General features: G+C 68.3%; 27 protein-coding genes and 2 pseudogenes. 15 read left to right on the top strand and 14 right to left on the bottom strand.

Annotated elements, in window-relative coordinates:
- Window positions 1-2 precede the first annotated feature (2 nt).
- Window positions 3-110, top strand: a pseudogene (locus A5694_RS22510) (aldehyde dehydrogenase family protein); the annotation flags it as partial.
- Between the two features lie 38 nt (window positions 111-148).
- Here the strand turns inward: A5694_RS22510 and A5694_RS08855 are convergent.
- The 6 genes and pseudogenes from A5694_RS08855 to A5694_RS08830 form a co-directional block, all read right to left on the bottom strand.
- Window positions 149-619, bottom strand: a pseudogene (locus A5694_RS08855) (aldehyde dehydrogenase family protein); the annotation flags it as partial.
- A 17-nt stretch (window positions 620-636) separates the two neighbouring features.
- Complete coding sequence (locus A5694_RS08850) at window positions 637-1,587, bottom strand: SDR family NAD(P)-dependent oxidoreductase (RefSeq protein WP_064921466.1); 951 nt, start codon at window positions 1,585-1,587, stop codon at window positions 637-639.
- Window positions 1,584-2,411: a TauD/TfdA dioxygenase family protein gene (locus A5694_RS08845; RefSeq protein WP_064921465.1), complete on the bottom strand. Its 828-nt coding sequence runs from the start codon at window positions 2,409-2,411 to the stop codon at window positions 1,584-1,586. Before A5694_RS08845 ends, A5694_RS08850 begins: the two co-directional genes overlap by 4 nt.
- Entirely contained in the window at window positions 2,412-4,244 is a 1,833-nt protein-coding gene (locus A5694_RS08840; protein WP_064921464.1) for a flavin-containing monooxygenase, read from the bottom strand.
- Entirely contained in the window at window positions 4,241-5,629 is a 1,389-nt protein-coding gene (locus tag A5694_RS08835; RefSeq protein WP_064921463.1) for an aromatic ring-hydroxylating oxygenase subunit alpha, read from the bottom strand. The genes A5694_RS08840 and A5694_RS08835 overlap by 4 nt, the downstream gene beginning before the upstream one ends.
- Window positions 5,629-6,492 (bottom strand): SDR family NAD(P)-dependent oxidoreductase, encoded by an 864-nt coding sequence (locus A5694_RS08830; protein WP_064921462.1) that lies wholly within the window; start codon window positions 6,490-6,492, stop codon window positions 5,629-5,631. Before A5694_RS08830 ends, A5694_RS08835 begins: the two co-directional genes overlap by 1 nt.
- Before the next feature lie 315 nt (window positions 6,493-6,807).
- Between A5694_RS08830 and A5694_RS08825 the strand changes: the two genes are divergently transcribed.
- The 5 genes from A5694_RS08825 to phoU all read left to right on the top strand — a co-directional run bounded on the left by A5694_RS08825 (window position 6,808) and on the right by phoU (window position 12,743).
- Window positions 6,808-7,407, top strand: coding sequence for a TetR/AcrR family transcriptional regulator (locus A5694_RS08825; RefSeq protein ID WP_064921461.1), 600 nt, complete (start codon window positions 6,808-6,810; stop codon window positions 7,405-7,407).
- A gap of 86 nt (window positions 7,408-7,493) precedes the next feature.
- Window positions 7,494-8,495, top strand: coding sequence for an acyl-ACP desaturase (locus A5694_RS08820; RefSeq protein WP_064921460.1), 1,002 nt, complete (start codon window positions 7,494-7,496; stop codon window positions 8,493-8,495).
- Between the two features lie 14 nt (window positions 8,496-8,509).
- Complete coding sequence (gene dusB, locus A5694_RS08815; protein WP_428844267.1) at window positions 8,510-9,679, top strand: tRNA dihydrouridine synthase DusB; 1,170 nt, start codon at window positions 8,510-8,512, stop codon at window positions 9,677-9,679.
- Window positions 9,680-9,858: 179 nt separating this feature from the next.
- Window positions 9,859-12,030: an LCP family protein gene (locus A5694_RS08810; RefSeq protein ID WP_064921459.1), complete on the top strand. Its 2,172-nt coding sequence runs from the start codon at window positions 9,859-9,861 to the stop codon at window positions 12,028-12,030.
- Between the two features lie 44 nt (window positions 12,031-12,074).
- Window positions 12,075-12,743 (top strand): phosphate signaling complex protein PhoU, encoded by a 669-nt coding sequence (phoU, locus tag A5694_RS08805; RefSeq protein WP_064921458.1) that lies wholly within the window; start codon window positions 12,075-12,077, stop codon window positions 12,741-12,743.
- Between the two features lie 61 nt (window positions 12,744-12,804).
- Here phoU and pstB read toward each other — a convergent pair whose 3' ends face one another.
- The 6 genes from pstB to A5694_RS08775 all read right to left on the bottom strand — a co-directional run bounded on the left by pstB (window position 12,805) and on the right by A5694_RS08775 (window position 18,524).
- Window positions 12,805-13,581 carry a phosphate ABC transporter ATP-binding protein PstB gene (gene pstB, locus A5694_RS08800; protein WP_064921457.1) on the bottom strand — a complete coding sequence of 259 codons (777 nt, stop codon included), beginning with the start codon at window positions 13,579-13,581 and terminating at the stop codon, window positions 12,805-12,807.
- Window positions 13,582-13,652: 71 nt separating this feature from the next.
- Window positions 13,653-14,567, bottom strand: a complete 915-nt coding sequence (pstA, locus tag A5694_RS08795; RefSeq protein ID WP_064921456.1) for a phosphate ABC transporter permease PstA — start codon at window positions 14,565-14,567, stop codon at window positions 13,653-13,655.
- Window positions 14,567-15,505, bottom strand: coding sequence for a phosphate ABC transporter permease subunit PstC (gene pstC, locus A5694_RS08790; RefSeq protein ID WP_234786433.1), 939 nt, complete (start codon window positions 15,503-15,505; stop codon window positions 14,567-14,569). Before pstC ends, pstA begins: the two co-directional genes overlap by 1 nt.
- A 111-nt stretch (window positions 15,506-15,616) precedes the next feature.
- A complete protein-coding gene (gene pstS, locus A5694_RS08785) occupies window positions 15,617-16,723 on the bottom strand; it encodes a phosphate ABC transporter substrate-binding protein PstS (RefSeq protein WP_064921455.1) in 1,107 nt (368 codons plus the stop codon).
- Window positions 16,724-16,836: 113 nt separating this feature from the next.
- On the bottom strand, window positions 16,837-17,754 hold the full coding sequence (gene mshD, locus A5694_RS08780) for a mycothiol synthase (protein ID WP_064921454.1): 918 nt from the start codon (window positions 17,752-17,754) through the stop codon (window positions 16,837-16,839).
- Window positions 17,751-18,524: a winged helix-turn-helix transcriptional regulator gene (locus A5694_RS08775; protein ID WP_064921453.1), complete on the bottom strand. Its 774-nt coding sequence runs from the start codon at window positions 18,522-18,524 to the stop codon at window positions 17,751-17,753. Before A5694_RS08775 ends, mshD begins: the two co-directional genes overlap by 4 nt.
- Before the next feature lie 60 nt (window positions 18,525-18,584).
- Between A5694_RS08775 and lmeA the strand changes: the two genes are divergently transcribed.
- The 7 genes from lmeA to A5694_RS08745 all read left to right on the top strand — a co-directional run bounded on the left by lmeA (window position 18,585) and on the right by A5694_RS08745 (window position 22,441).
- The gene (gene lmeA, locus A5694_RS08770) at window positions 18,585-19,376 is read left to right on the top strand and encodes a mannan chain length control protein LmeA (protein ID WP_064921452.1); all 792 of its coding nucleotides are present in this window, start codon (window positions 18,585-18,587) and stop codon (window positions 19,374-19,376) included.
- Entirely contained in the window at window positions 19,373-19,777 is a 405-nt protein-coding gene (locus A5694_RS08765) for a thioredoxin family protein (protein WP_064921451.1), read from the top strand. Before lmeA ends, A5694_RS08765 begins: the two co-directional genes overlap by 4 nt.
- Before the next feature lie 29 nt (window positions 19,778-19,806).
- On the top strand, window positions 19,807-19,896 hold the full coding sequence (locus A5694_RS25240; protein ID WP_369127102.1) for a putative leader peptide: 90 nt from the start codon (window positions 19,807-19,809) through the stop codon (window positions 19,894-19,896).
- 96 nt (window positions 19,897-19,992) lie between these two features.
- Window positions 19,993-20,481: a DUF4395 domain-containing protein gene (locus A5694_RS08760; protein WP_064921450.1), complete on the top strand. Its 489-nt coding sequence runs from the start codon at window positions 19,993-19,995 to the stop codon at window positions 20,479-20,481.
- Window positions 20,482-20,499: 18 nt separating this feature from the next.
- Window positions 20,500-21,333, top strand: coding sequence for a sulfurtransferase (locus A5694_RS08755; RefSeq protein ID WP_064921449.1), 834 nt, complete (start codon window positions 20,500-20,502; stop codon window positions 21,331-21,333).
- A 1-nt stretch (window position 21,334) separates the two neighbouring features.
- Window positions 21,335-21,637, top strand: coding sequence for a DUF1416 domain-containing protein (locus A5694_RS08750; RefSeq protein ID WP_064921448.1), 303 nt, complete (start codon window positions 21,335-21,337; stop codon window positions 21,635-21,637).
- A gap of 117 nt (window positions 21,638-21,754) precedes the next feature.
- Window positions 21,755-22,441: an FABP family protein gene (locus tag A5694_RS08745; RefSeq protein ID WP_064921447.1), complete on the top strand. Its 687-nt coding sequence runs from the start codon at window positions 21,755-21,757 to the stop codon at window positions 22,439-22,441.
- Here A5694_RS08745 and A5694_RS08740 read toward each other — a convergent pair.
- Window positions 22,412-23,314, bottom strand: a complete 903-nt coding sequence (locus A5694_RS08740; RefSeq protein ID WP_064921446.1) for an aminodeoxychorismate lyase — start codon at window positions 23,312-23,314, stop codon at window positions 22,412-22,414. The two genes, A5694_RS08745 and A5694_RS08740, sit on opposite strands and share 30 nt — an antisense overlap.
- Window positions 23,315-23,349: 35 nt before the next feature.
- Between A5694_RS08740 and A5694_RS08735 the strand changes: the two genes are divergently transcribed.
- Together A5694_RS08735 and A5694_RS22505 are read left to right on the top strand one after the other, a co-directional pair.
- A complete protein-coding gene (locus A5694_RS08735; RefSeq protein ID WP_064921445.1) occupies window positions 23,350-24,429 on the top strand; it encodes a YgfZ/GcvT domain-containing protein in 1,080 nt (359 codons plus the stop codon).
- 135 nt (window positions 24,430-24,564) lie between these two features.
- Complete coding sequence (locus A5694_RS22505) at window positions 24,565-24,732, top strand: DUF3073 domain-containing protein (protein ID WP_082952585.1); 168 nt, start codon at window positions 24,565-24,567, stop codon at window positions 24,730-24,732.
- Between the two features lie 176 nt (window positions 24,733-24,908).
- Here the strand turns inward: A5694_RS22505 and purM are convergent, their stop codons facing one another.
- Window positions 24,909-26,006 (bottom strand): phosphoribosylformylglycinamidine cyclo-ligase, encoded by a 1,098-nt coding sequence (gene purM / locus A5694_RS08730; protein ID WP_064921444.1) that lies wholly within the window; start codon window positions 26,004-26,006, stop codon window positions 24,909-24,911.

Here is a 26,006-nt window from a genome sequence, read left to right as displayed (position 1 = left end):
CGGTGACCAGGGAACCGATCGGAGTGTGCGGCCTGATCACACCGTGGAACTGGCCGTTGAACCAGATCGCGGTGAAGGTCTATCCGGCATTGGCGACCGGCTGCACCATGGTGCTGAAGCCCTCGGAGGTGGCGCCGTTCTCTGCCTACATCTTCACCGCGATCTGGTTCAACGGCCAGTTCCACGGTGTGATCAGGCCGCACACTCCGATCGGTTCCCTGGTCACCAGCGTCTGGCCACGCTGCTCTTCGAACGAGAAGTTCTTCAGCGCGTCGATCGCGGTGACCATGTGGCCGATGCCCAACTGCACCTGCGCCCCGGCGGCCAGCGCCGGCGGGGCACCCATCTCCTCGTGCACCGCGTCGGCGAGATCGCCGCTGCGACGCTGGTATTCGGCGAGGATCGCCTGCATGAGATCCAGGCGCTCGGCGCGGCTGGTCTGCGACCAGCCGCCAAATGCCCGGCGGGCCGCCGCGACCGCGCGGTCGACATCGGCTGCGGAACCGAGGGCGATCTTGCCGCAGACCTGCTCGGTGGCCGGGTTCTCCACGTCGAGGGTCTTCGGCTCGGCCGGATCCACCCACTGCCCGTCGATGTAGAACTTGACGTATTCGCGCATCACAACACTCCTTTGTGCTACCGGGTTTCCTCGGGCTGGCGCCGAAGGCGGCCGGCGTGTGCCAGGCCGAAGCTGTATCGGATGTGGTCGGCATGACCGTCCGGCACCACCGGGAAGATCACCGGCGCACCGATATCCCGGATCTCTGCGATCCGTTCCCCGACCTCGCCGATGGTCCACCGCGGCTGGTACACGCCCGGGCTTTCGGCCACCACCGCCCGGGCCACCCGGCCCGCCAGTGCGATCAGCACTTCGCCGGTGACCGAACAGGATTCGTGGGCAAGCCAGCCCACCACGGGTGCGACCAGCTCCGGCTTCATCGGCGGATAACCGGAGGTGTCGATGCCCTCAGCCATCCGCGTCACCGCCGCCGGCACCACGACATTGCACCTGACACCGGAAGCTGCGCCCTCCAGCGCCGCGACGTTGCTCAGCCCGATCACACCCGCTTTGGCGGCCGCATAGTTGGCCACCTCGAAGTTGCCGTACAAGCCGCCGATCGACGAAGTCAACACGATGCGACCGTAACCCGCATCGCACATCACCGGAAAGGCCGGACGCACGACATGGAAGGCACCGCGCAGATGCACGTCGAGGACGGCATCGAAATCGGTATAGCTCATCTGCCGCAACGAGGCCCGCCGAACGTTTCCGGCGTTGTGGATCACGACGTCGAGTCGGCCGTAGTGCTCCAGCGCGGACCCGATGATGTCCTGCCCGCCCTGCGGTGTGGCGACCGACGCGGTGCAGGCGACCGCGTCGCCCCCGTCCGCCCGGATCGCCGCGGCGACCTCCTCGGCCGGGTCCACGCGCATGCCGTCGCCGGTGAGGTCGGCCCCGGTGTCGTTGACGACGACGCGGGCCCCCCGCGCCGCCAGCAGTTGCGCGTAGGCGCGGCCCAGCCCCCGCCCGGCACCGGTCACGACGGCGACCCGGCCGTCGAACCCGAGGTCGTCAGATCCGCTCAAGCGAAGGGTTCCTCACCGGCGAGCTTGGTCCGGTGCAGCATCCGGCCCGAGGCCGCATCGTAGGGGCGGGCCCGGTGCATCGTGCCGGTGTTGTCCCACATGACCAGGTCACCGACCGACCACTGGTGCCGGTAGACAAATTGCGGCTGGGTGGCCCAGTCGCGCAGTCGCACCAGGGTTTTGGTGCTCTCGGAGTAGTCCATGCCGACGATGTGGCTGGCGGTGCAGCCGAGGATCAACGACTTGCGCCCGGAGCGGTGCGTCCAGACCAGCGGCAGCTCGCACTGGCCGATCGCCATCATCTGTTGCAGCGTAGCGGCGTCCGGCTCGGGGTCGTAGTACAACAGTGAATTCCACGCCGAGTGCATCGCCCGCAGCGACTCCAGCCGCTGCTTGTCCTCGTCAGGCAGCTCCTCATAGGCGGCATAGGTGTTGCAGAACTCGGTGTCGCCGCCACCACCGGCCGGCAGCACCTTGCTGAGCAGCAGCGACGCCAGGATCGGCACCTGGTTCATCGTGCCGTCCAGGTGCCAGTAGAAGGAACCTTTGAGGTAATCGGCCTGCTTGTTGATCTCGGTGTCCAACGTGACGTCGTAGACGGCCGCACCGTCGCGCTCGGGCGCCAGCGTGCCCAACGTCTCGGTGAAGGCCACCTGTTCGGCGTCGGTGAACCCGATCTGCGGGAACACCAGGACACCGCGCTGTTCGAGAAGCTCACGGATCGCCCCGGCATGGTCACCGGACAGCAGCGCGTCCTTGTCGGCGCGGATCTCGGTGGCGATCCGCGGGGTGAGATCGCGGGTGGTCAGCGTCATCGCGGTCATCTACTCCAGAACCAGACCCTTCAAATCGCCGGCCGCGCGCCAATCGCGCAGCAGGTCTTCGAACGCATAGAAACCCGGGCCGTAGGGCTCACCTAGATGCGAACGGATCTTCTCACCGCCCCCGCCGCCCTCGTTGTTGTAATAGCCGGGCGTGCACTGTTGTTCGAACGCTGAATTGTCGACAGCGGTCTCCCGGATGGTGCGGCACCAGTCCTCTTGAGCCTCCGATTCCGGTTCCACCGTGCTCGCTCCCCGCGCCAGCGCTTCGGCGATGATGTAGGCGATGTGTTCACCTTGAAGCTCGTAATTCGCCGCGATGTTGGCCGAGATGCCCACCTGGGTGAAGCCGGTGAAGAACTGGTTGGGGAAACCCCGGCTGGTCATGCCGTGCAACGTCCGGTAACCGTCGCGCCAGTGGTCGTACAGCGACAGCCCATCGCGGCCCTCGATCGTGTCGATCGAGTAGCGGCGGCTGATATCGGTGGTGATCTCGAAACCGCTGGCATAGATGATGCAGTCGACCTCGTACTCGACGCCGCCGGCGACCAGCCCCGTGGCGGTGGCCCGTTCCACGCCCTTGGCGTCTGAGACGTCGACAAGTGTCACGTTGGGCCGGTTGAACGTATCGAGATAGTCGTCGTTGGAACAGGGACGCTTACACAGGAACCGGTAGTACGGCTTGAGCGCTTCGGCGGTCGCGCGGTCGGCGACGATGTCGTCGATGCGGCGGCGCAACCGCTCCATGATCTTGTAGTCCTCGACCTCCCGGATCGCCATGAATTGCTCCGGGGTCATCGCCGCCGGGTCTTCCAGGGCCAGCACCTGCTCAGCAGTGTTGCGGCCCAGCTCGGTCCAGAAATCGCAGACCAGGTCCGGTTGTCCCAGCGCCATGCCTTCGAACGTCCAGGCGTGGAAGTTGCGCTGCCGCTCCCGCTGCCAGCCGGGCTTCAGCGTCTTCACCCACTCCGGATCGGTGGGCTTGTTGCCCCGGAAGTCGACGGTCGAAGGCGTGCGCTGAAACACGTACAGATGCTTGGCATATTCGCCCAGGAACGGGACCACCTGCACCCCGGTGGCACCGGTGCCGACCAGCGCGACCCGTTTGTCGGCAAGCTTGTGCAGTCCCCCGGTGCTGTCCCCGCCGGTGTAGGCGTAGTCCCAGCGCGCGGTGTGGAAGCTGTGGCCGGTGAACTCCTTGATGCCCGGAATGCCGGGCAGCTTCGGCCGGTGGAACGGCCCCGACGCCATCACCACGAAGCGCGCCCGGATGTCGTCGCCCCGGTTGGTGGTGATCTGCCAGCGGCAGGTCTGTTCCTGCCAGCGCAGCTCACGGACCTGGGTGGAGAAGATCGCCGAGTCGTACAGGCCGAAATGCTTGCCGATGCGCCGGCAGTGCTCGTAGATCTCCGGACCGTCAGCGAACTTCTTGCTCGGGATGAAGTCCAGCTCTTCGAGGAGCGGGATGTAGCAATAGGATTCGTTGTCGCACTGGATTCCGGGGAAGCGGTTCCAGTACCACACCCCGCCGAAGTCGCCGCCGAGCTCGATGACCCGGACATCGTCGACGCCGGCCTTTTTCAGGTGCGCCGCCGACAGCAGTCCGGCGAACCCGCCGCCGAGCACCGCGACGTCGATGTCCTCCACGATCGGGTCGCGCGGTGTTACCGGCGTGTACGGATCGACCTCGTAGTAGTCGGCGAAGTCATCCTCGACCTCGATGTATTGACGGGAGCCGTCAGTGCGCAGCCGCTTGGCCCGCTCAGCGGCGTATTTCGCTCGTAGCGCGTCGATGTCGAAATCGTCCGGTGTGTGGGTCGGCGGGCACTCCGTCATCGATTGCTTCCTTTCGGGAGCTCCTGCGGTTCACCGGAGCCCATGTACTTCGCCAGCTGGTGGTGCAGGTTGACGATGGCGCGCTCCCGATATGGGTTGGGCTTCGCACCCTGGTAGCCAAGGGATTTCATGCCCTGTTGAACCGCGGCCATGTTGGAGAAGTCCTGCGGCAGCACCGAGCGCCAGCCCGGATCGCCGACCGGGGTGTACTCCCAATCAGTCGACGGTTCTTCCCCTTTCGGGAAGAGCTCGAACACCGAGACCTCGAAGAGGCACTTATCGGGGTTGTAGCTGGGATGCGGCCGGGCGCTGTAACACAGCGCGCTGGTGAGGCCCTGGCCGATCTGGAAGTTCGGGAAGATCTGCCACGCGGTGCCGGCTTGGCCGAGCACGCCGGCCGGGATTGTCGGCCAGATGACGCCGCGGGCCTCGTCGTCGCGGCGCGCCGAGTCCAGCCAGTGTTGCAGGACTTTGTCGGCCGGGGTGCCCTCGGGAAGCTCGTCGACCAGCCGCTTGGCGGCGTTCACCAGGGTCGTGGTGGTGGTGGCGTTGGTCTCCTCCATGGTGTAGATCTGCATCTCCGCGGTCGACACCCGGGGGTCGGCACCGGTACCCAGGCGAATCTTGGACTTCGTCGTCTCCAGATCGTCCGGGGCGTCGTAGCCGATGTTGCTGTGCTTGCCCTGCACTTTGGCCCAGCCCTTGAATTCGCCGAACCTGTTGAACTCCGGGTGGGTCGTATAGACGTGGTAGGTCTCGTTGAAGGCCTCCATCGCAACCTTCCAGTTGCAGTCGAATTCCAGCCACCTGCGCCACTTGTAGCGCATGTTCTCCAGCCCGAACGGGTCGAGGATCTTGGCCGCGGGAAACAGGAAGTCGGCCAGTGATTCACAGTCCGGATCCATGTTGATCCACAGCCAGCCGCCCCAGGCGTCGACCCGCACCGGCCGCAGATGGGTGTTCGCCGGCGTCAGCGTGCCCTGCCAGTCGTCTTGTTCGCGAATGTGGGTGCATGCCCCGTCCAGGCCGTAGGTCCAGCCGTGGAAGCCGCAGACGAACGACTTGCGGGTGCGCGCGCGGGCGTTCTTCGCCCCGGCCGGGGTGTCGATCAGCCGGCGGCCGCGGTGCATGCAGACATTGTGGTGGGCGGCAAAGGTTTCCGGCCCGGTGCGCACCACGATGATCGAGTCGTCGAGGATGTCGTAGGTCAGGTAGCTGCCCACCTCCGGCAGGTCCTCGACCCGCCCGACCTGCTGCCACACCTTGCGCCACAGCTTGTCGCGTTCGGCGCGGGCGTAGTCGCCGCAGGTGTAGGCCTCGACGCCGATCGTCATCGGTTGCGACAGTTCTTCGGCCGTATCGGCGTTGCGCACCGGATCGGTCATCACATCCTCCTCATCGCCGCGCGGAAGGTTTCGTCCTTGAGAAACAGCGAGGTGTTGTCGGCGCCGAGGTGACTCCATTTGAGGTCGAGCCCGCCGTCGACCAGCAGGGTCTGGCCGGTGATGTAGCTGGACAGCTCCGACAGCAGAAACAGGATCGGCCCGGCCTGCTCCTCGGGCCGTCCCCGGCGCCCCATGGCAATCGCCCGCCGGTCGCGATCGGGGTCCTCGTCGACATAGGTGCCCGACGCCGCGGTCTCGGTGACCCCCGGGGCCACCGCGTTGACCCGGATCCCGGCCGCCGCGAGCTCGAGCGCCATCGTGCGCGTCATCGCGGCGACGCCGGCCTTGGCGGTGCCGTAGGCGATGTGAAACGGCGCGGTGTTCATCCCGCTGATCGAGGAGATCGACACGATCGACCCCGGACGCTGCTGGGCCACCAGTTCGGCGGCGACGGCCCGGCTCATGAAGAACGCGGTCTCCAGGTTGTGCGCGAAGATCTCCCGCCAATCGGAGCGGGCCACCCGGGTGGCGGGCATCCAGGTCGCCGGCGCCGCCCCGCCCGCAACGTTGACCAGCCCGTAGAGCTGCCCGTCGGCGTGCCGCGCCGCATCGAGCACCGCGGCGATGCCCTCGTCGGTGCCGGCGTCGGCGGCCACCGGCAGCACCGGCAGGCCCTGGGCGGCCAGCGGCGCGACGTGTTCGTCGAGGTTGTCCGCCGACCGGCTCACCGCGATCACCGTGGCCCCGGCGGCTGCCGCCATCGCGGTGATGGTGGTACCGATACCGCCGCCACCGGCTCCGGACACCACGACGACCCGGCCCGCGAGACTGAGGTGACTCAGGAGGCTGGAGTGATCCGCCATGACCCGCTTTCTCCTGGCACCGGCAGCAGATCCGCACTGCCCCCGATCGGGATATACGGATTTGTCCGGACAACATACGTCATTCTTCGTTCTGAAGAACACTATTCCGCAGCACGGTGCGCTCAGTCAAGGGCGCACGGGACGGCCCGGCGGTTTTATTGTCTGGACTAACGCAGGAGGCGTTGCGGCACCGCGGGCGCGGGCCCGGCCGCCGCACCGGCGGCTCTGTCCCACATGCCGGGCAGTGGAACGCCACACGCCCGAGCGTGCACCAGGGACTACGATCGTGGTCAAACTGGACCTTAGGAGATTGAAGTGCCGTCCGGTCAACGCCGGGGCCGTTGGTCCGGGGTCCCCCTGAAAGACCGTCAGGCCCTGCGCCGCGACGCGTTCATCGCGGCCGGCGTCCAACTGCTCGGCGGCGAGAACGGGCCCACGCTGACCATCCGGTCGGTCTGCCGCGCTGCGGCGCTGACCGAGCGCTACTTCTACGAAAGCTTCGCCGACCGCGATGAATTCGTCCGCGCCGTGTACGACGACGTGTGTACCCGCGCGATGGCGGCCCTGCTGTCGGCACATACGCCGCGGGAAGCCGTGGAAGGCTTCGTTGCCCTGATGGTCGACGACCCGGTGCGCGGCCGGGTGCTGCTACTGGCTCCGGAGACCGAGCCGGTCCTGACCCACTCCGGTGCGCAATGGATGCCGACGTTCATCGAGATGCTGCAGCGCAAGCTCACCCGAATCGGTGATCCCGGCCTACAGAACATGGTGGCGACCGGGCTGATCGGCGCCCTGACCGCCTTGTTCACCGCCTATCTCAACGGGCGGCTGGTGGCCAGCCGGACACAGTTCATCGACTTCTGCGTCGACATGCTGCTCAACACCGGCCGGGCCGAAGATGCGGACAATGGTTAGCACAACACGCCCCCGCGAACTTGCTGCTACCGGCATACACAGATATATTGCCTGCAACTAGCGGACACAGATACTCAGGAGCTGTTATGACGCGTGAGTGGACTGACCTCGAGTTGCTGCACGAGCTCGAGCCGGTCGTCGAGAACGCGGTCAACCGCCACTTCTCCATGACCAAAGACTGGAATCCCCACGACTACGTCCCGTGGTCGGAGGGCAAGAACTACTACGCCCTCGGCGGGCAGGACTGGGACCCGGAGCAGTCGAAGCTCTCCGAGGTCGCGCGCACCGCCATGGTGCAGAACTTGCTGACCGAGGACAACCTGCCGTCGTATCACCGCGAGATCGCGATGAACTTCACCATGGACGCCCCGTGGGGCACCTGGGTCAACCGATGGACCGCCGAGGAGAACCGCCACGGCATCGCGCTGCGCGACTACCTCGTCGTCACCCGCAACTGCGACCCGATCGAGTTGGAGACCCTGCGGATGGAGACCGTCAACCGCGGCTTCAGCCCGGGGCAGAACCACCAGGTCCAGGACGATCTGTTCGCCGAGAGCCTGTTCGACTCGGTCATCTACGTGACGTTCCAGGAGCTGGCCACCCGGATCTCGCACCGCAACACCGGCCGGGCCTGCAATGACCCGGTCGCCGATCAGCTGCTGGCCCGGATCTCGGCCGACGAGAACCTGCACATGATCTTCTACCGCGACATCAGCGCGGTCGGGTTCGACATCGCGCCGGACCGGGCGATGTACTCGCTGCACCGGGTGCTGGCCAACTTCCAGATGCCCGGATTCGTGGTCCCGGAGTTCCGCCGCAAAGCGGTCATCATCGCCGTCGGCGGTGTCTACGACCCGATCATCCACCGCGACGACGTGGTGATGCCGGTGCTGAAGAAGTGGCGCATCCTCGAGCGCGAGTTCAGCGGCGAGGCGGCCCGCTACCAGGACGAGATCGGCAAGATCGTCGCCGAGCTGGATGAGACGTGCGAGAAGTTCGAGGTGGCCAAGCAGCGCCGGCTCGAGCGGGAGGCCAAGATGGCCGAGAAGCGCGCCGCCAAGAAGGTGCTGGAGCCATCAGCGCCGTAGTCGGCAGCGGCGAACTGCGGCGCCCAGCTCCGCCGCGCTTGCAGTCCGCGCTGAAGATCGGTTCGATCCGGCTGGCCAGCCCGGTGGTGCTGGCCCCGATGGCCGGCGTCACCAACGTGGCCTTCCGCACCCTCTGCCGCGAGCTGGAGCAGGCCCGGGCCGGCACGGTCAGCGGCCTGTACGTGTGCGAGATGGTGACCGCCCGGGCGCTCGTCGAACGGCACCCGGCCACCCTGCACATGACGACGTTCGCGCCGGAGGAGTCCCCGCGCTCGCTGCAGCTCTACACCGTCGACCCCGACACCACCTACGCCGCGGCGAAAATGATCGCCGACGACGGCCTGGCCGACCACATCGACATGAACTTCGGCTGCCCGGTGCCCAAGGTGACCCGGCTCGGCGGCGGCTCGGCGCTGCCCTACAAGCGCCGGCTGTTCGGCAACATCGTCGCCGCGGCAGTGCGCGGCACCGCCGGCACCGATATTCCGGTGACCGTGAAATTCCGGATCGGCATCGACGACGCCCACCACACCCACCTCGACGCCGGGCGCATCGCCGAGGCCGAGGGCGCGGCCGCGGTGGCCCTGCACGCCCGGACCGCCGCGCAGCGCTACTCCGGTACCGCCGACTGGGCGCAGATCGCCGCGCTCAAAGCGCAGGTGCGCTCGATTCCGGTGCTCGGCAACGGCGACATCTTCGAAGCCGGTGACGCGCTGGCCATGATGGCCGCCACCGGCTGCGACGGCGTCGTCATCGGCCGGGGCTGCCTGGGCCGGCCCTGGTTGTTCGCCGAGCTGTCCGCGGCCTTCGCCGGCCGTCCGGCCCCGACCCCGCCCACGCTGGGGGAAGTCGCCGACATCATCCGCCGCCACGGCGAGCTGTTGGCGTCGCATTTCGGCGAGGACAAGGGCATGCGGGAGATCCGCAAGCACGTCGCCTGGTATCTGCACGGGTTCCCGGCCGGGTCGGAGTTGCGCCGCAGGTTGGCCATGGTCACCACACTGGCCGAACTCGACACGCTGCTCACACAGCTCGACGGGTCCATCCCGTTCCCCGCCGCCGCGACCGGGCCGCGCGGCCGACAGGGGTCAGCGGCCCAGGTTGCTCTTCCTGAAGGATGGCTGACCGACCCGGACGACTGCGCGGTGCCGACCGGGGCTGACATTATGCACTCAGGTGGCTGAAATGAGACGTTCTCGACATCGCGTGTCTGGAAAGTTCTCAGTAGAATAAGTAGCTTGTTGCCCCAGGTGGGTTCGTCCCTGCGGGGGCGGAACGGTACGGAGAATCAACGGTGATCATCCGTGCACGCTGACGTGCGAGCGACGCCCGTCAGTCCGAAGACGCGGAGGCCCGTGAAGACATGAGTGACGGCGACAACGCCACTCCTGGTCACTGGCCTGGAGACGGCGGGGACGACGGTGACCATCAGCTGATGACGATGACCCCGCCCGGACCCGCGCCCTGGGAGCGTTGGCAGACCCCGGCCCCGGATGCAGCACCGGCCCCCCGCCGTTCGGCGTCGTCCCGCCGCCGCAACGGTGGTGACGGGTCGGTGACCGTCGCCGACCTGATCGCCAAGGTCAACGGCGGCGTCCCGCCGTCTGGCGGCCGCAGCCGGCGCCGCGCCGCCCCGGCGGCCGCGGAGCCCGCAGAAACCCCAGCAGCCGAAGACCCCGCGGACCCCGCGCCGGAATCGTGGCCGGCCTTCGAAGTCGTGGACGCACCGGCTTTCGACGCCACCGACATCGAGGTCGCCTATCCGTCGGAGTTGCCCGATCTCGACCTGATTCACGGCACCGAGCTGGCCGACGCCGACGACATCGACTGGGGTGTCTGGGACGGGTTCGAGCCCACCACCGAACTGCCGGACGTGGCGGGCGAGATGGTGCGCATCGACGCGCCGGGCACCGACGACGAAACCGACAGCGAATCCGACCAGCCGTACCCGCGCAAGACCCGCCGCCGGGCGATGGCGGCGGGCCGGATGGTGGCGGCCATGCTGGCGGTTCTGGCCCTGGTGCTGACCGGCTCGGCGTGGCAGTGGAGCACGTCGAAGAACCGCAGCCTCAACCACGTCAACGCGCTAGACCCCGATTCGCACGACATCCTCGACGCAGCCGGCCAGTACGGCGACGAGAACTTCCTGATCGTGGGCGCCGACACCCGCGCCGGCGCCAACAGCGACATCGGTGCGGGCACCACCGAGGACGCCGAAGGTGCCCGATCCGACACGATCATGCTGGTCAACATCCCGGCCAACCGTAAACGCGTGGTGGTGGTGTCATTTCCTCGCGACCTGGCCATCACGCCGATCCAGTGTGAGGTCTGGAATCCCGAGACCGGTGCCTACGGCCGGATCTACGACCCCGACACCGGCTCCTACAGCGCCGAGACCGTCTACACCGAGACCAAGCTCAACTCGACATATGCCTTCGGTGGCCCGAAGTGTCTGGTCAAAGAGATCCAGAAGCTGTCCGGGCTGGCGGTCAACCGGTTCATGGCCGTCGACTTCGTCGGCTTCGGCAAGATGGTCGACGCGCTCGGCGGCGTCGAGGTGTGCACCACCAGCCCGCTCTACGACCTCGAGCTGGGCAGCGTGCTGGAGCACAGCGGCCGGCAGCGGGTCAACGGTGCGACAGCGCTGAGCTACGTGCGGGCGCGCAACGTCACCACCGAGGACAACGGCGACTACGGCCGCATCAAACGCCAGCAGCTGTTCCTGTCGTCGCTGCTGCGCTCGCTGATCTCCACGAACACCTTCTTCTCGCCGACCAAGCTCAACAACGTGGTCAACATGTTCATCGGCGACAGCTACGTCGACAACGTCAAGACGAAGGACCTGGTGAACCTCGGGCAGTCGCTGCAGAAGGTGGCGGCCGGGCACATCACCTTCGTGACCGTACCGACCAGTGAGACCGACGAGAACGGCGACGAGGTTCCGCGGTTGGACGACATGCGGGCGCTGTTCGACGCCATCATCAACGACGACCCGCTGCCCGGCGAGAACGACCACAACGCCACGACGATCTCGACCACCACGGCCAGCCCCACCACGCAGTCCCCCGCCCAGTCCTCGACCAACGCCGCCAGCCCGGCCGCCAAGCCGCAGAGCGAGCAGGTGCGGGCGGTCACCACTTCCCCCGGTGAGGTCACCGTGCGGGTGTCCAACGCCACCGACGTCTCGGGCCTGGCCGCCTCCACCTCGGCAGGTCTGCAGCGGTGGGGTTTTGACGTCGACAGCGCCGACGACTACCCGGGCACGGTCAAGGCCACCAAAGTCCTGTTCTCCCCGGGCAACGAACAGGCCGCGGCCACCGTTGCCTCAGCACTGTCCGGCGCGCCGATCGAGCGGGTCACCGGGTTGGGCAACATCGTGCGGGTAGTGCTGGGTTCGGATTTCCGGAGCGTCAGCAAGCCGGCCGCCGTCGGCTCCCAGGTCACCGTGCAGCTCAACCGCGGCGCCAGCGTCGAGCCGACCGAGCTGCCCGCCGACCTGACGGTCACCAACGCCGCCGACACCACCTGCGAGTAGTCGCCGCAGCGCCGTCGGGCGCCGCCCAGGTTAGTCTTGAGGGCATGCGAACCGCCTATCACGAGCAACTCTCGGACTTGGCCGAACAGCTCGGCACGATGTGCGGCCTGGCCGGGATCGCCATGGAACGTGCCACTCAGGCCCTGCTGCAGGCCGACCTGGTGGTCGCCGAGCAGGTGATCACCGACCACGAGAAGATCGCGTCGATGAGCGCCCGTGCCGAGGAGAGCGCCTTCGTGCTGCTGGCGTTGCAGGCGCCGGTCGCCGGGGATCTGCGCGCGATCGTCAGCTCCATCCAGATGGTCGCCGACATCGACCGGATGGGCGCGCTGGCGCTGCACGTCGCCAAGATCGCCCGCCGCCGCCACCCGCAACACGCACTCCCCGAAGAGGTCAACGGATATTTCGCCGAAATGGGCCGGGTGGCAGTGGATTTGGGCAACAGTGCACAGGAGGTACTGCTGTCGCGCGACCCGGAGAAGGCCGCCCGGATTCGCGAGGAAGACGACGCGATGGACGACCTGCACCGGCATCTGTTCTCGGTGATGATGGACAAGGAGTGGCGGCACGGCGTCGCGGCGGCCGTCGATGTGACACTGCTCGGCCGCTTCTACGAGCGGTTCGCCGACCACGCCGTGGAGGTCGCCCGCCGGGTGATCTTCCAGGCCACCGGCAAGTTCCCGGACGAGAACACGCTGCCCTCACCCGGGTAGCACCGGCTCACCCAATGGCGGCGAGCCGCTTCAATCGACTCCGCCGGCCTCGCGCTGCCCGCTAGCCGAAGCGGCCGGAGATGTAGTCCTCGGTTTCCTTGCGGCTCGGATTGGAGAAGATCTTCTCGGTGCCGTCGATCTCGATCAGCCGGCCCGGTTTGCCGACATCGGCCAGGTTGAAGAACGCCGTCTGATCACTCACCCGGGCCGCCTGCTGCATGTTGTGGGTGACGATGACGATGGTGTACTGCTGCTTGAGCTGGGCGATCAGCTCTTCGATGGCCATCGTCGAGATCGGATCCAGCGCCGAACACGGTTCGTCCATCAACAGCACGTCGGGTTGCACCGCGATGGCGCGGGCGATGCACAGGCGCTGCTGCTGCCCCCCGGAGAGGCCGCCGCCCGGCTTGTCCAGCCGGTCTTTGACCTCGTTCCACAGGTTGGCGCCGCGCAGCGAGAATTCGGCGGTCTCGTCGAGGGTGCGGCGGTTGCGGATGCCCTGCAGTTTGAGCCCGGCCACCACGTTGTCGCGAATCGACATGGTGGGGAAGGGATTCGGGCGCTGAAACACCATACCGACGGCCTTGCGTACGCCCACCGGGTCGATTTCGGGCCGGTAGATGTCCTCGCCGTCGAGCAGCACCGAACCCTCGATTCGGGCGCCCGGGGTGATCTCGTGCATCCGATTGAGGGTGCGCAACACGGTCGACTTGCCGCATCCGGACGGACCGATGAACGCGGTCACACTGCGCGGCGCGACCGAGAGCGTCACGTCGGCGACGGCGTGGAACGACCCGTAATAGATGTTCAGGTCGGCTAGGTCCAACCTTTTAGCCACCGTGCAGCACTCCTCTAAACCTCATCGAAATTTCACACCCACCGCTTCGCGCACGCTGGATTGCCGACAGACTAGAACTTCTTGGGCGCCAACAGGCGCGCTCCGAACCTGGCCGCGATGTTGAGGATCGCGATCAGGATGATGAGCGTCAGGGCAGCACCCCAGAGCCGGTCGGTGGGGACGGCGCTGGTGCCCGCGCCCGCCGACGTCTGGTCGTACATCATGCCCGGCAACGACCCCATGAAACCGTGGAACATGTCGAAGTTCATCGCCTGCGAATAGCCGACCAAGATCAGCAGCGGCGCCGTCTCGCCCATCACCCGTGCCAGCGCCAGCAGGATCCCGGTGATGATCCCGGACAGCGCCGTCGGGATCACGATGCTGGTGATGGTCTTCCACTTCGGCGCGCCCAGCGCGTAGCTGGCCTCCCGCAGATCCATCGGAATGATCCGGAGCATCTCCTCGGTCGCCCGCACGATCACCGGCACCATCAGCAGCACCAGCGACAACGACACCGCTAAGCCGGAGCGGTGAAAACCGAGGGTGGCCACCCACAGGGCATAGACGAACAGCGCCGCCACGATCGAGGGCACCCCGGTCAAGATGTCGACCATGAAGGTCGCGACCTTGCCGAGGCGGGTCCCGGCACCGTATTCGACCAGGTAGATCGCGACGAAGATGCCGAGCGGGATGGACAGCGCCGCGCACACCAGTCCCTGCAGCAGCGTCCCGACAATCGCGTGGTAGGCGCCGCCTCCCGCCACGAACGCCGTCATGCCGGCCTGCGAGTGCGTCCACCAGGCGCTGGAGCTGATCGCGGTGAACCCGTGTTCGATCACCGAATACATCACCCACACCAGCGGGACCAGCGCCACCGCCATCGCCAGGGTGACCAGCACCGTCGCGACGGCGTTGGCCACCCGGCGCCGCAGGCTGACCGCCGCGAACGTGCGCTCCTTGACCGGCCGGTCCAGCAGGGCGGTCATCAGTGCACCTTCTTCGTGATAGCCGCGCGCGCCAACGCGTTGACCACCAGCGTCAGCACGAACAGCACCAGCCCGGCCGCGATGTAAGCGCCGGCCTTGTACTGGTCGTTGAATTCCGATGCGGTGGCGGCGATCTTGGTGGCGAACGTGGAGCCGCCGTCGAACAACGACCAGTTGAACGCCTTCTGGGTGGCCCGCAGGATGATCAGCAGCGCCACCGTCTCGCCGAGGGCACGTCCCAGGCCAAGCATCGCGGCGCTGATGTATCCGGACCGCCCGAACGGCAACACCACTGTCTTGACCACTTCCCACCGCGTCGCTCCCAGCGCCAGCGCCGCCTCGATCTGGCCGCGGGGCGTCTGGGCCAGCACCTCGCGCGTGACCGCGGTGATGATCGGCAGGATCATCACCGCCAGCACGATCCCGCCGGTGAAGATGGTGCCGCCGCCAGCCACCGATGCGTTGCCCGTCGCGAACAGGAAGAACCCGCCGAGGTGCTCGTTGAGCCATTGCGCGGTGCCACGCAACTGCGGCGCCAGCACATATAACCCCCATGCCCCATAGATGATCGACGGCACGGCGGCAAGAAGTTCGACCATGTACGCGAGCGGCCCGACGAGCCGTCGAGGGGCGTATTCGGCGAGATAGATCGCGACCCCGAGGGCCACCGGCATGGCCAGCAGCAGCGCGAACACCGAGACGAACACCGTCACCCGCAGCATCTCGGCAATGCCGAAATGCATGGCGGAGGTGTCGGTGGTCACCCAGCTGCCGGCGAAGGTGAAGAAATTCTCCTGGTTACGCCGCAACGCCGGAATCGCCCGCAGCAGCAGGAAGCCGCCGACAGCGGTGATCAAGACGATGATCAGCACACCGGAGCCCTCCGCCACCAGGCGGAACAGCCGGTCGGGCAGGCGGCTTCCGGTGGAACGCGTCACCGCCGGCCTGACCAGTGGCCCGGCTAAGCCGGATGACTTCGACGACTCCGACGACGTGGTACCAAACGACTCGGCGACGCTAGACACCTCCCATCGCGTGCGGCACAGCGGCTACTGAATCGCGTCGATCGCAGCGCTCAGGCGCCGCTGGAACTGGTCGGGGAGCCGGACGTATCCCGCACCGGACAAGCCGTCCTGACCGCCGGTCGACGCCGACTTCAGGAAGGACTTCACGGCCGCCGACGTGTCCGGGTCGTAGCCCTTGGAGCAGACGATCTCATAGGTCACCAAGACTAGCGGGTAGGCGGCCGGTTGCCTGGTGCCGTAGAGCGACTTCAGGTCCAGGCGCATGTCGTTGCTGTCCTCGGAGACGAACCCGGCCGACTGAATGGCCACCCCGGCCGCCTCGTCGGTGGCGGCGACCACTCCGGCGCCCGAATCGATCATCGCCGACCGGAGATTGGCCTGGTCGGCGAAGCCCTTCTCGACGTAGCCGATGGCACCGGGCGTGCTCTGGACCGCCTGCACCACCCCGGCCGACTTCTGCGCGCCTTCTCCGACACCGCCCTGGAACTCACTGCCCTCGCCCTTGGTCCAGCTCTGCGGCGCGGCGGCACTGAGGTACTTCTGGAAGTTGTCGGTGGTGCCCGAGGAGTCCGATCGGTAGATCGGCGTGATGGCGGTGGCCGGCAGCTCCACACCGGGGTTCAGGGCGACCAGCGCGGGGTCGTTCCAGCTGGTGATCGCTCCGCTGAAGATCCGCGCCAACACATCGCCGTTGAGCACCAGATGCTCGACCCCGTCGAGGTGGTAGGCCATGCTGACCGGGCCGAAGACCAGCGGCAGGTGCCACGCCGGGTTGCCGCCGCCGCAGCGGGCGGCCGCCTGGGCGACCTGGGCCTCACTCAGCGGGGAATCGGATCCGGCGAAATCGACGTGCCCGGCGATGAACTGTTCGCGGCCCGCGCCCGATCCGGTCGGGTTGTAGGACAGGTTCTTGCCCGCGCACTCCTGGCCCCAGACCTGGTTGAACACCGCGATCGCGTTCTGCTGCGCCGTGGACCCCTCGGCGGTCAGGGTGTTCTTCCCGGCGCACGCGGCCGACCCCGAACCGGCGGCGCCGGCCGAGCCGCCGGTGTTGTCGTCGCTGCCGCAGCCGCTCAGCGCCAGACCCAAGGTCGCCGCCAACAGTGCAAGGCCCGCCGTTTTGGGCTTCATCGTTTCTCGCTTTCCCACGCTCGTTCCGGTACGAATCCCCCCGGAACGTATGCGGCACTTATGGATGGCATCCACCCGGCAGGTGAACGCGTGGTGAATAGATCGCCCGCCAGTCAGCCACGATCAACCGCGGCGTAGGCGGTGTCGACGCTGTGCACAGTGAAACCCAGCTGCTCATAGGTCCGCAACGCCGCGGTGTTGTCCGCTTCGACGTAGAGCAGCACGGTCGGCGAGTCGACGTCGGCGAGCCGGTCGGCCAGGTAGGCCAGACCCACTTCGGTCAGCGCCCGCCCCAGGCCGCGGCCCTGAGCGGCTGGATCGACCCCGACGACGTACACCTCGCCGATGGGTGTCGCGCCGGGGTGGATCTTGGTCCAGTGGAATCCCAGCAGATGCGGCTCGGCGGCCCCGTGGAGCTCGTCGAACGCCAGGAAGAGCCCGTGCGGATCGAACCACCCCTCGGCGCGCCGCTCGGCCACGTCCGCGGCCGTCCAGCCGCCCTGCTCCGGGTGCCAGGCGAAGGCCGCGTTGTTGACCCGGAGCAATTCGGCGTCGTCGGCCTGCCCCGCGTAGCTGCGAATCGAGACCCCGGCCGGCAGCGACGGCTCCGGCACCCCGCGCAGCGACCGGCGCATCTGCAGCAGCTCGCGCAGCGCGGTCAAGCCCAGCGCCGCGGCGGTGGCCCGGGCCGCGGGCAGTGTGCCGTGCGCCCAGAACCGGTTGTGTCCTTCGGTTTTCGCCCATGCGGCGCGGGCCATCGCGGATCCGATGCCGCGCCGGCGGGCCTGCGGCGCCACCACCAGCTCGGCCATCGGCGCGGTGCCATCCGGCGGTGCGCTCAGCTGCAGGTAGCCCAGCACCGCACCGCCGTCCGCCGTGACCAGGTGCCCGACACGATCACCGGTGAGCTCGCGCACCACCTGCTCACCGACCGGGGCGACGCCGTCGTACTCGGTGGCGGCGGTGATCAGCTCCCGGATCTGCCGCTGCTCGTCGTCGGTGAGTGCGGCGCGCCATTGCGGGACGGTCACTGGCTGGCCAGCGACTCGGGCGCACCGCCGTCGGCACCGTCGAGGTCATCGACCGCCTCGTCCTCGCCGTCCCCCTCGTCGGACGCGCCCGCCGGTTTGCCCCGCACCGGCCGGACCGCCTTGTAGCCGACGTTGCGTACCGTGCCGATCAACGACTCGTATTCCGGGCCGAGCTTGGCCCGAAGCCGCCGGACGTGCACGTCGACGGTGCGGGTGCCGCCGAAGAAGTCATACCCCCACACCTCCTGCAGCAGCTGCGCGCGGGTGAAGACCCGCCCGACGTGCTGGGTGAGGTACTTGAGGAGCTCGAATTCCTTGTAGGTCAGGTCCAGCGGCCGCCCCCGCAGCCGCGCGGTGTAGGTGCCTTCGTCGATGACCAGCTCACCGAGTTTGGTCTGGCCGGACGCCTGTTCGGCAGCCGGAGCGCCCCGACGGCCGGTCAACAGTCGCAACCGGGCGTCGGTCTCGGCCGGCCCGGTCCCCGGCAGCAGGATCTCGTCGATGCCCCACTCGGCATTGACGGCGACCAGCCCACCCTCGGTAACCACCGCCACCACCGGTACCGATCCTGCGGTGGTGCTCAGCAGCCGGCACAACCCCCGGGCCCCGGCCAGATCGGTGCGCGCGTCGACGATCACCACCTCCGCCGAACCGGCCTCAAGCAGCGCGGAGACCTCCGGCGACGCTGTCCGCACGGTGTGTGCCAGCAGCGACAGCGACGGCAGCACCGCTTCAGGGTGCAGGTCAGCAGTCAACAGCAGTAGCTCCAACGAGGCCCTCCAGCGTCCCAGGTGATCTAACGATAGCGTGCGACCTGCCAGAATGGCCGGGTGCGCAGGGTGCTTATCGGGATATCGGCCGTGATCGCGGCTCTGATCGTCGCAGCAGCCGGGGTCGATTTCGGCACCAGCGTCTACGCCGAATACCAACTGTCCCGGGCGGTTCGGCGAGCCACCGACCTCGGTTCGGACCCCTTCGTGGCGATCCTGGGGTTCCCGTTCCTCCCGCAGGCACGCCGCGATCACTACGACGAAGTGGAGATCAAGGCCCCGGCTGTCGAGCAGCCGATGATCGGCAAGGCGATGCTGGAGGCCACCATGCATTCGGTCGACCTGAGCGAGGCGTCCTGGCGGTTCCGCCCCGGTGCCAAGATCCCGGTCGCCAAACTGGAGAGCCGGATCATCATCGGCTCGGTGTATCTGGGCCGCTACTTGGGCATTCGCGATCTGATGGTGGAGGCACCACCGAGCGAGACCAACGACGCCACCGGCGGCACCACCGAGTCGGGGATCTCCAGCAGTCACGGCCTGGTGTTCACCGGCACACCGGCCGGCTACGGCAAGCGGGTCAGCGTCGCGGTGGACCTGTCGATCGCCGGCGCCGACCACAGCACGCTGGTGATCACTCCCACCGGGGTGCTCACCGGGCCGGACACCGCCAACCAGCACGTTCCCGACGAGCAGCGGGCGGCGGTGCTGGCGGCCTTCGGCGGCAGCCTGCCCCAACAACGGCTCCCGTTCGGCCTGGTCCCCACCAGCCAGGGGGCGCGCGGCTCCGACGTGATCATCGAGGGCATCGCCGGGGATATGACCATCACCCTGCCCGAATTCCGCCAGCCATGAGCGTGATCGCGATCGTCGCCGGCCTGACGCTCGCGGGCGCGGTCGGGTGGTGGCTCAACCGCCGGGCCGGGGTGCTGCGGGAGACGCCCGACGGCGCCGGACCCGACACCGCCGATCTGGGCCTGGCCCGTGGCGGGCCGACCGTGGTGCACTTCTCTGCGCCATGGTGTGGACCGTGCGCCGGGGTGCGCCGGGTCGTCGAGCAGGTCTGCGGCGAGCTCGGCGGCGTCGCGCACCGCGAGATCGACATCGACGCCGATCCGGGTGCTGCGCGGAGGTTTTCGGTGCTGTCGCTGCCCACCACGCTGATCTTCGATGCCGACGGCCGGCAGCGCTATCGGGCTTCCGGGGTCCCCACGGCCGCTGCCCTGCGGTCGGCGCTGGCGCCGCTATTGGCTTGAACACCTCCGCATTGGGTACGCTGTACGGCGTGTTCGCCCGCCTTGAGCTTGTGCTCACCAAGCGCCGCACAGTCGACCTGTGCCGCACCGCGGGCTGCTGCTGTTGTCGCTGTCGCTGAGTCGCCGCGTTTTCGCGTCGCTCGAGGAGTCGCCCGGACGGAATCCGTGGCATGTCTCCACCAGCCGATTTCCATGACAGCCAGGGAGCAGCAACGATGTCGAACCCCGACACCAGCACCGCGCCGGTAGACGTCCGGGGCCCCCGCTTCGCTGCCTGGGTTACCACCGCGGTTCTGGTGGCCGTCCTGCTCATGTCCGAGCTCAGCCCGGGCGCCGCCACCGTCGTGCTGACGGGCCAGGCCGTGGTGTTCGCGGTCGGCGCGGCGTTGGGCCCCCGCCGCCACCCCTACGGAATGCTCTACGCGCGCCTGCTGGCGCCGCGACTCGGTCCGGTGAGCGCGCGCGAGCCGGTGGCGCCGCTGCGCTTCGCCCAGCTCGTCGGCCTGGTGTTCGCGGTGATCGGAATCGCCGGTTTCGCCGCCGCCCCGGCGGTGGGGCTGGCCGCGACGGCCGCCGCGCTGGCGGCGGCCTTCCTGAATGCCGCCTTCGGCATCTGCCTGGGCTGTCAGCTCTACCCGCTCGTCGTGCGGCTACGCCCGGCACCCGCGGCTGAGCTCGCTACGAAGTCGTTCGCCTCGAAGTAATCGGAAAGGATTCCATCCATGGCCCGCTCCGACGTCCTGGTCTCCACCGACTGGGCCGAGCGCAATCTCGACGCACCCGACACCGTCTTCGTCGAAGTCGATGAGGACACCAGCGTCTACGACACCAACCACATCCCCGGCGCGATCCGGCTGGACTGGCGCAAGGATCTGCAGGACCCGGTCCGGCGCGACGTCATCGACGCCGCCGCGTTCTCCAAATTGCTCTCCGAGCGCGGTATCTCAGTCGACGACACCGTGGTCCTCTACGGCGGCAACAACAACTGGTTCGCCGCGTTCGCCTACTGGTACTTCAAGCTCTACGGGCACGAGAACGTAAAGCTGCTCGACGGAGGGCGCAAGAAGTGGGAACTCGACGGGCGCCCCCTGTCCAGCGAGAAGGTCACCCGGCCGGCGACGTCATACACGGCCAAGCCGTTGGACGAGTCGCTGCGGGCCCGGCGCGACGAGGTGATCGCGGCGATCAACACCAAGAACCTCGTCGATGTGCGCTCCCCGGAGGAGTTCTCCGGCAAGATCCTGGCGCCGGCGCACCTGCCCCAGGAGCAGAGCCAGCAGCGCGGCCACATCCCCAGCGCAATCAACGTGCCGTGGAGCCGCGCCGCCAACGAGGACGGCACCTTCAAATCCGACGAGGAGCTGGCCAAGCTGTACGCCGACGCCGGCCTGGACGGCGAGAAGGAGACCATCGCGTACTGCCGGATCGGTGAGCGTTCGTCGCACACCTGGTTCGTGCTGCGCGAGCTGCTCGGACACCGCAACGTCAAGAACTACGACGGCAGTTGGATGGAATACGGCTCCCTGGTGGGCGCCCCGATCGAATTGGGAAGCTGATATGTGCTCTGGACCGAAACAAGGACTCGCCTTGCCGGCCAACGTCGACCTGGAGAAGGAGACGGTGATCACCGGCCGCGTGGTGGACAGCTCCGGTCAGACCGTCGGCGGCGCGTTCGTGCGGCTGCTCGACTCCTCCGACGAGTTCACCGCGGAGGTCGTCGCCTCGGCCACCGGTGACTTCCGGTTCTTCGCCGCCCCCGGATCGTGGACGGTGCGGGCGCTGTCGTCGGCCGGCAACGGCGATGCGGTGGTCACGCCGTCCGGGGCAGGCATCCACGAGGTCGACATCAAAGTCGCCTGACGGTTCGCGATAGACTGCCCCCGTGGTGCTGTTCTTCGAGTTGATGCTGGTGGCGGCTACGGGCCTGATCACCTGGTTCGCGCTGTACACGCTGTATCGGCTGATCACCGACGAGATGTGAGTGCCCCCGACGGTGGCGCGCCGGGCGGCGGTGACCGTCCGGTCATCCCGGGATCCGGTGACCGCGCGGTAGCTGCCGCCGCGGAACGGGCCAAACAGACCGCGGCGCGCAACATCCCGGTCTTCCCGGTCTCTGCGGACCTGCCGATCCGCGACACCGCCAACCTGCGTGAAGGCCCGAACCTGCACGACGACCTGTTGGCGCTGCTGCCGCTGGTCGGCGTGTGGCGCGGGGAAGGTGTGGGCCACGGCGCGCACGGCGACTACCGGTTCGGCCAGCAGATCGTGGTGTCCCACGACGGCGGCGACTACCTGAACTGGGAAGCGCGCTCCTGGCCGCTCGAGGAGGCCGCCGAAGTCACCGGTCCGGCGCTGCGCGAGACCGGCTTCTGGCGGTTCATCGACGACCCTGAGGATCCAGACGAGACGCAGGCCATCGAGCTGCTGCTGGCGCATGCGAGCGGCTACGTGGAGCTGTTCTACGGGCGGCCACACGGCCCGGCGTCGTGGGAGTTGGTCACCGACGCCCTGGCGCGCAGCAAGTCCGGGGCGCTGATCGGCGGCGCCAAGCGGCTCTACGGGATCGTCGAGGACGGCGACCTGGCCTACGTCGAAGAGCGGGTGGACGCCGACGGCCAACTGGTGCCGCACCTGTCAGCCCGGCTGGCCCGCTTCGTCGGCTGACGGCCCCGCGTCGACTATGGCGGCATCCACCAGGGCGGTGACCTCGGCGTCGGGCACCCGCGGGTGCAGTACCCGGCCGTCCAGGGTGTGTACCCGCGCCGCCAAGGTGATGCTGGAGATCAGCCAGATATCCTGCGCCGCAGCAAGATCGGTGTCCCGCAACGGCGTGTACTCGCACCGGTAACCTGCGCCGCGAGCGGTTTGAAACAGCGCCTCGGCGGTGGTGCCACGCAGGATCGGCTGCGACGACGGCGGCGTGACCATGCGCCCCGGTTCGACCAGGACGACGGTGGAGCGCGGGCCCTCCAAGACGTAGCCGTCGGAGCTGAGGAAGATCACGTCGTCCGCGCCGTGCTTGGCGGCGTGACGCAATGCCGCCATGTTGACCGCGTAGGACAGGGTTTTGGCGCCGGCCAGCAGCCACGGCATCGCCGGTCCCTGCGCCGGTATGCCGCGGTCCAGGCTCAGCGCGGCCACGCCGTGCCGGCGGGCCTCGGCGATGCGCACCGGCAACGGCGTGATCATCACGTATGCCGTTGGCTGCGGGTCGGTTTGGGAACCGCTTTCCCGGCCCCGGCTGTAGATCATCCGCAGCGCACCTTCGCCGGCCGCCGGCCACTGACGCACCGCCGTATCGACGGCGCGCCGCCACTGGTCCAGATCCGGGGCGGGCAGATCCATCAACTCCGCCGAGCGGGCCAGCCGCTGCAGGTGCGCCGCTAGCAAACACGCTCCGCCGTCGCGCACCAACAGGGTTTCGAACACCCCGTCACCGCGCAGCAGGCCCAGGTCGTCGGCATGGACCAGGGGGACGTTCGGCTCCGCCGGCCCGCCACCCACGGTGACGATCGTCACGGGGTGATCGGCGGGCATGGACCCTGAGCGTAGCGGCTCCGTAGAGTTGACCTGTGTCCGCGGTACCCGCTCCCGATCCCGGCCCCGACGCCGGCGCCGTCTGGCACTACGGCGACCCGTTCGGCGAACAGCGAAGTGCCCAAAGCGAAGCCGTGCTGGTGGACCGATCCCATCGGGCGGTGCTCGCCGTCGGCGGCCCGGAGCGCAAGACGTGGCTGCACACCCTGTGCACCCAGCACGTGGCCGAACTGCCCGACGGTGCCAGCACCGAGAACCTGATCCTGGACGCCCACGGCCACATCACCGATCACTGGGTCCAGACCGAACTGGACGGCACCACCTACCTCGACACCGAGCCATGGCGGGGCGAACCGCTGACCGCACACCTGCGCAAGATGGTGTTCTGGGCCGACGTGACGATCCAACCGGCCGACCTCGCGGTGCTGTCACTGCTGGGGCCGCGCCTCGCCGACCCGGCGGTGCGCGACGCACTGGGCGTGGCCGCGCTGCCCGACACCGAGGCGGTGGCGATCGGAGACTCCGGTGCCTTCCTGCGACCCGGGCCGGGTGAGCACACCCTGGAGCTGCTGGTGCCACCCGCCGAGAAGGGCGGCTGGCAGCGCCGGCTGACCCAGGCCGGGGTGAGGCCGGCCGGGGTGTGGACCTACGAGGCCGCGCGGGTGGCGGCGCGACGGCCGCGGCTGGGCCTGGACACCGACGAGCGCAGCATCCCGCACGAGATGAACTGGATCGGCGGACCGGGCGTCGGCGCGGTGCACCTGAACAAGGGGTGCTACAGCGGGCAGGAGACGGTGGCGCGGGTGCATAACTTGGGCAAGCCGCCCCGGATGCTGGTGCTGCTGCACCTGGACGGGTCGGTGGACCGTCCCGCCACCGGCGATCCGATCAGCTCCGGGGGCCGCCCGGTGGGCCGGCTGGGCACCGTGGTGGACCACTTCGAACTGGGCCCGATCGCCCTGGCGCTGCTCAAGCGCGGGCTACCGGCCGACACCCCGCTGTCGACCGGCCCCGGCGCGGAGGTCAGCGCGGTGATCGACGCCGAATCCCTGCCGCCGCCGGACGTGCGGGGCGCGGGCCGCGTCGCCGTCGACCGGCTGCGGGGCCGGGTTTGATGGTGGTCACACCGCACAGGCCAGCTCGGCAGCCGAGCGGACGGCACGGTAAGCTGTCGGCAGGACAATAAACACACTCAGATCGGAGCCGCCTGCTCGTGGGGCCGCTCCGTTATTGCGCGAGGGGGTCCCCCCATGGGCCGCGGCCGGGCTAAGGCGAAGCAGACCAAGGTTGCTCGAGAGCTCAAGTACAGCTCACCGTCGACCGATTTCACCCAGCTCCAACGTGAGCTGGCTGGGGCTGATGTCAACGACACCGACGGTGACGACTCGTGGAACGGTGACGACGACTGGCGGCGCTGACCGCTGAGGGCTGAACCGCGGGGCCCAGCTATGCGGCGGTCCCAGCTTCGCCTCTCCTCCGTCGAGCCTCGCTGAACCGCCGGGTCTATGCGGCGGTCCCAGCTTCGCCTCTCCTCCGTCGAGCCTCGCTGAACCGCCGGGTCTATGCGACGGTCCCAGCTTCGCCTCTCCCCGGGCTAGAACCTCGGGTGCTGCCCGACGAGCTTGGCGCCCGCTCCCGCCTCACCCTGGGCGTTCTTGCCGGCTTTGGCCACCGTGCCGAGCGGCCAGCAGTCGACGTGGCGGGCGGTCAGGATCGCCAGCGCCCGGTCGGTGTCCTCCGGCGCGACCACCGCGACCATGCCGACACCGAGGTTGAACGTCTTCTCCATCTCGGCCCGACTCACCCGGCCGCGTTGCGCAATCATCGCGAACACCGGAGCCGGAGTCCAGGTGCCGCGGTCCACCTCGGCGATCAACCCGTCCGGCATGACCCGGGCCAGGTTGCCGGCCAGGCCGCCGCCGGTGACGTGGCAGAAAGTCCGCACCTGGGTCTCGGCGGCCAGCGCCAGACAGTCCTTGGCGTAGATGCGGGTCGGCTCCAGCAGCTCCTCCCCCAACGTACGGCCGAACTCCTCGACATGGCCGGCCAGATTCATCCGGTCAATGTCGAGCAACACCGCCCGCGCCAGCGAGTAGCCGTTGGAGTGCAGCCCCGAGGAGCCCATCGCGATCAGCACGTCACCGGGGCGAACGCGGTCCGGCCCCAGCACGTCGTCGGCTTCCACCACACCGACACCGGTCGCCGAGATGTCGTAGTGGTCCGGTTCCATCAGGCCCGGGTGCTCGGCGGTCTCGCCGCCGATCAGCGCACAGCCGGCCTGCACGCACCCTTCGGCGATGCCGGAGACGATCGCACTGACCCGTTCCGGCACCGTGCGGCCGACGGCGATGTAGTCCTGCAGGAACAGCGGCTCGGCACCGCACACCACCAGGTCGTCGACCACCATCGCGACCAGATCGATGCCCACGGTGTCGTGCTTGTCCATCGCCTGGGCGATCGCCAGCTTGGTGCCCACGCCGTCGGTGGACGACGCCAGCAACGGCTCGCGATAGTCGTTGCGCAGGGCGAACAGCCCGGCGAATCCGCCGAGGCCGCCCCGCACCTCCGGCCGGGTGGCCCGGGCGGCCAGCGGTTTGATCAGTTCGACGGCCCTGTCACCGGCGTCGATGTCCACACCTGCCGAAGCGTAGGTGACGCCCTGGGCGCTCGAATGTGCTGCGGGTTCCGTCAT

Origin of the sequence: Mycolicibacter sinensis (genome assembly GCF_001667945.1) — a bacterium.
Classification (GTDB): domain Bacteria; phylum Actinomycetota; class Actinomycetes; order Mycobacteriales; family Mycobacteriaceae; genus Mycobacterium; species Mycobacterium sinense_B.
This window is presented reverse-complemented; position numbering and strand designations above follow the sequence as displayed.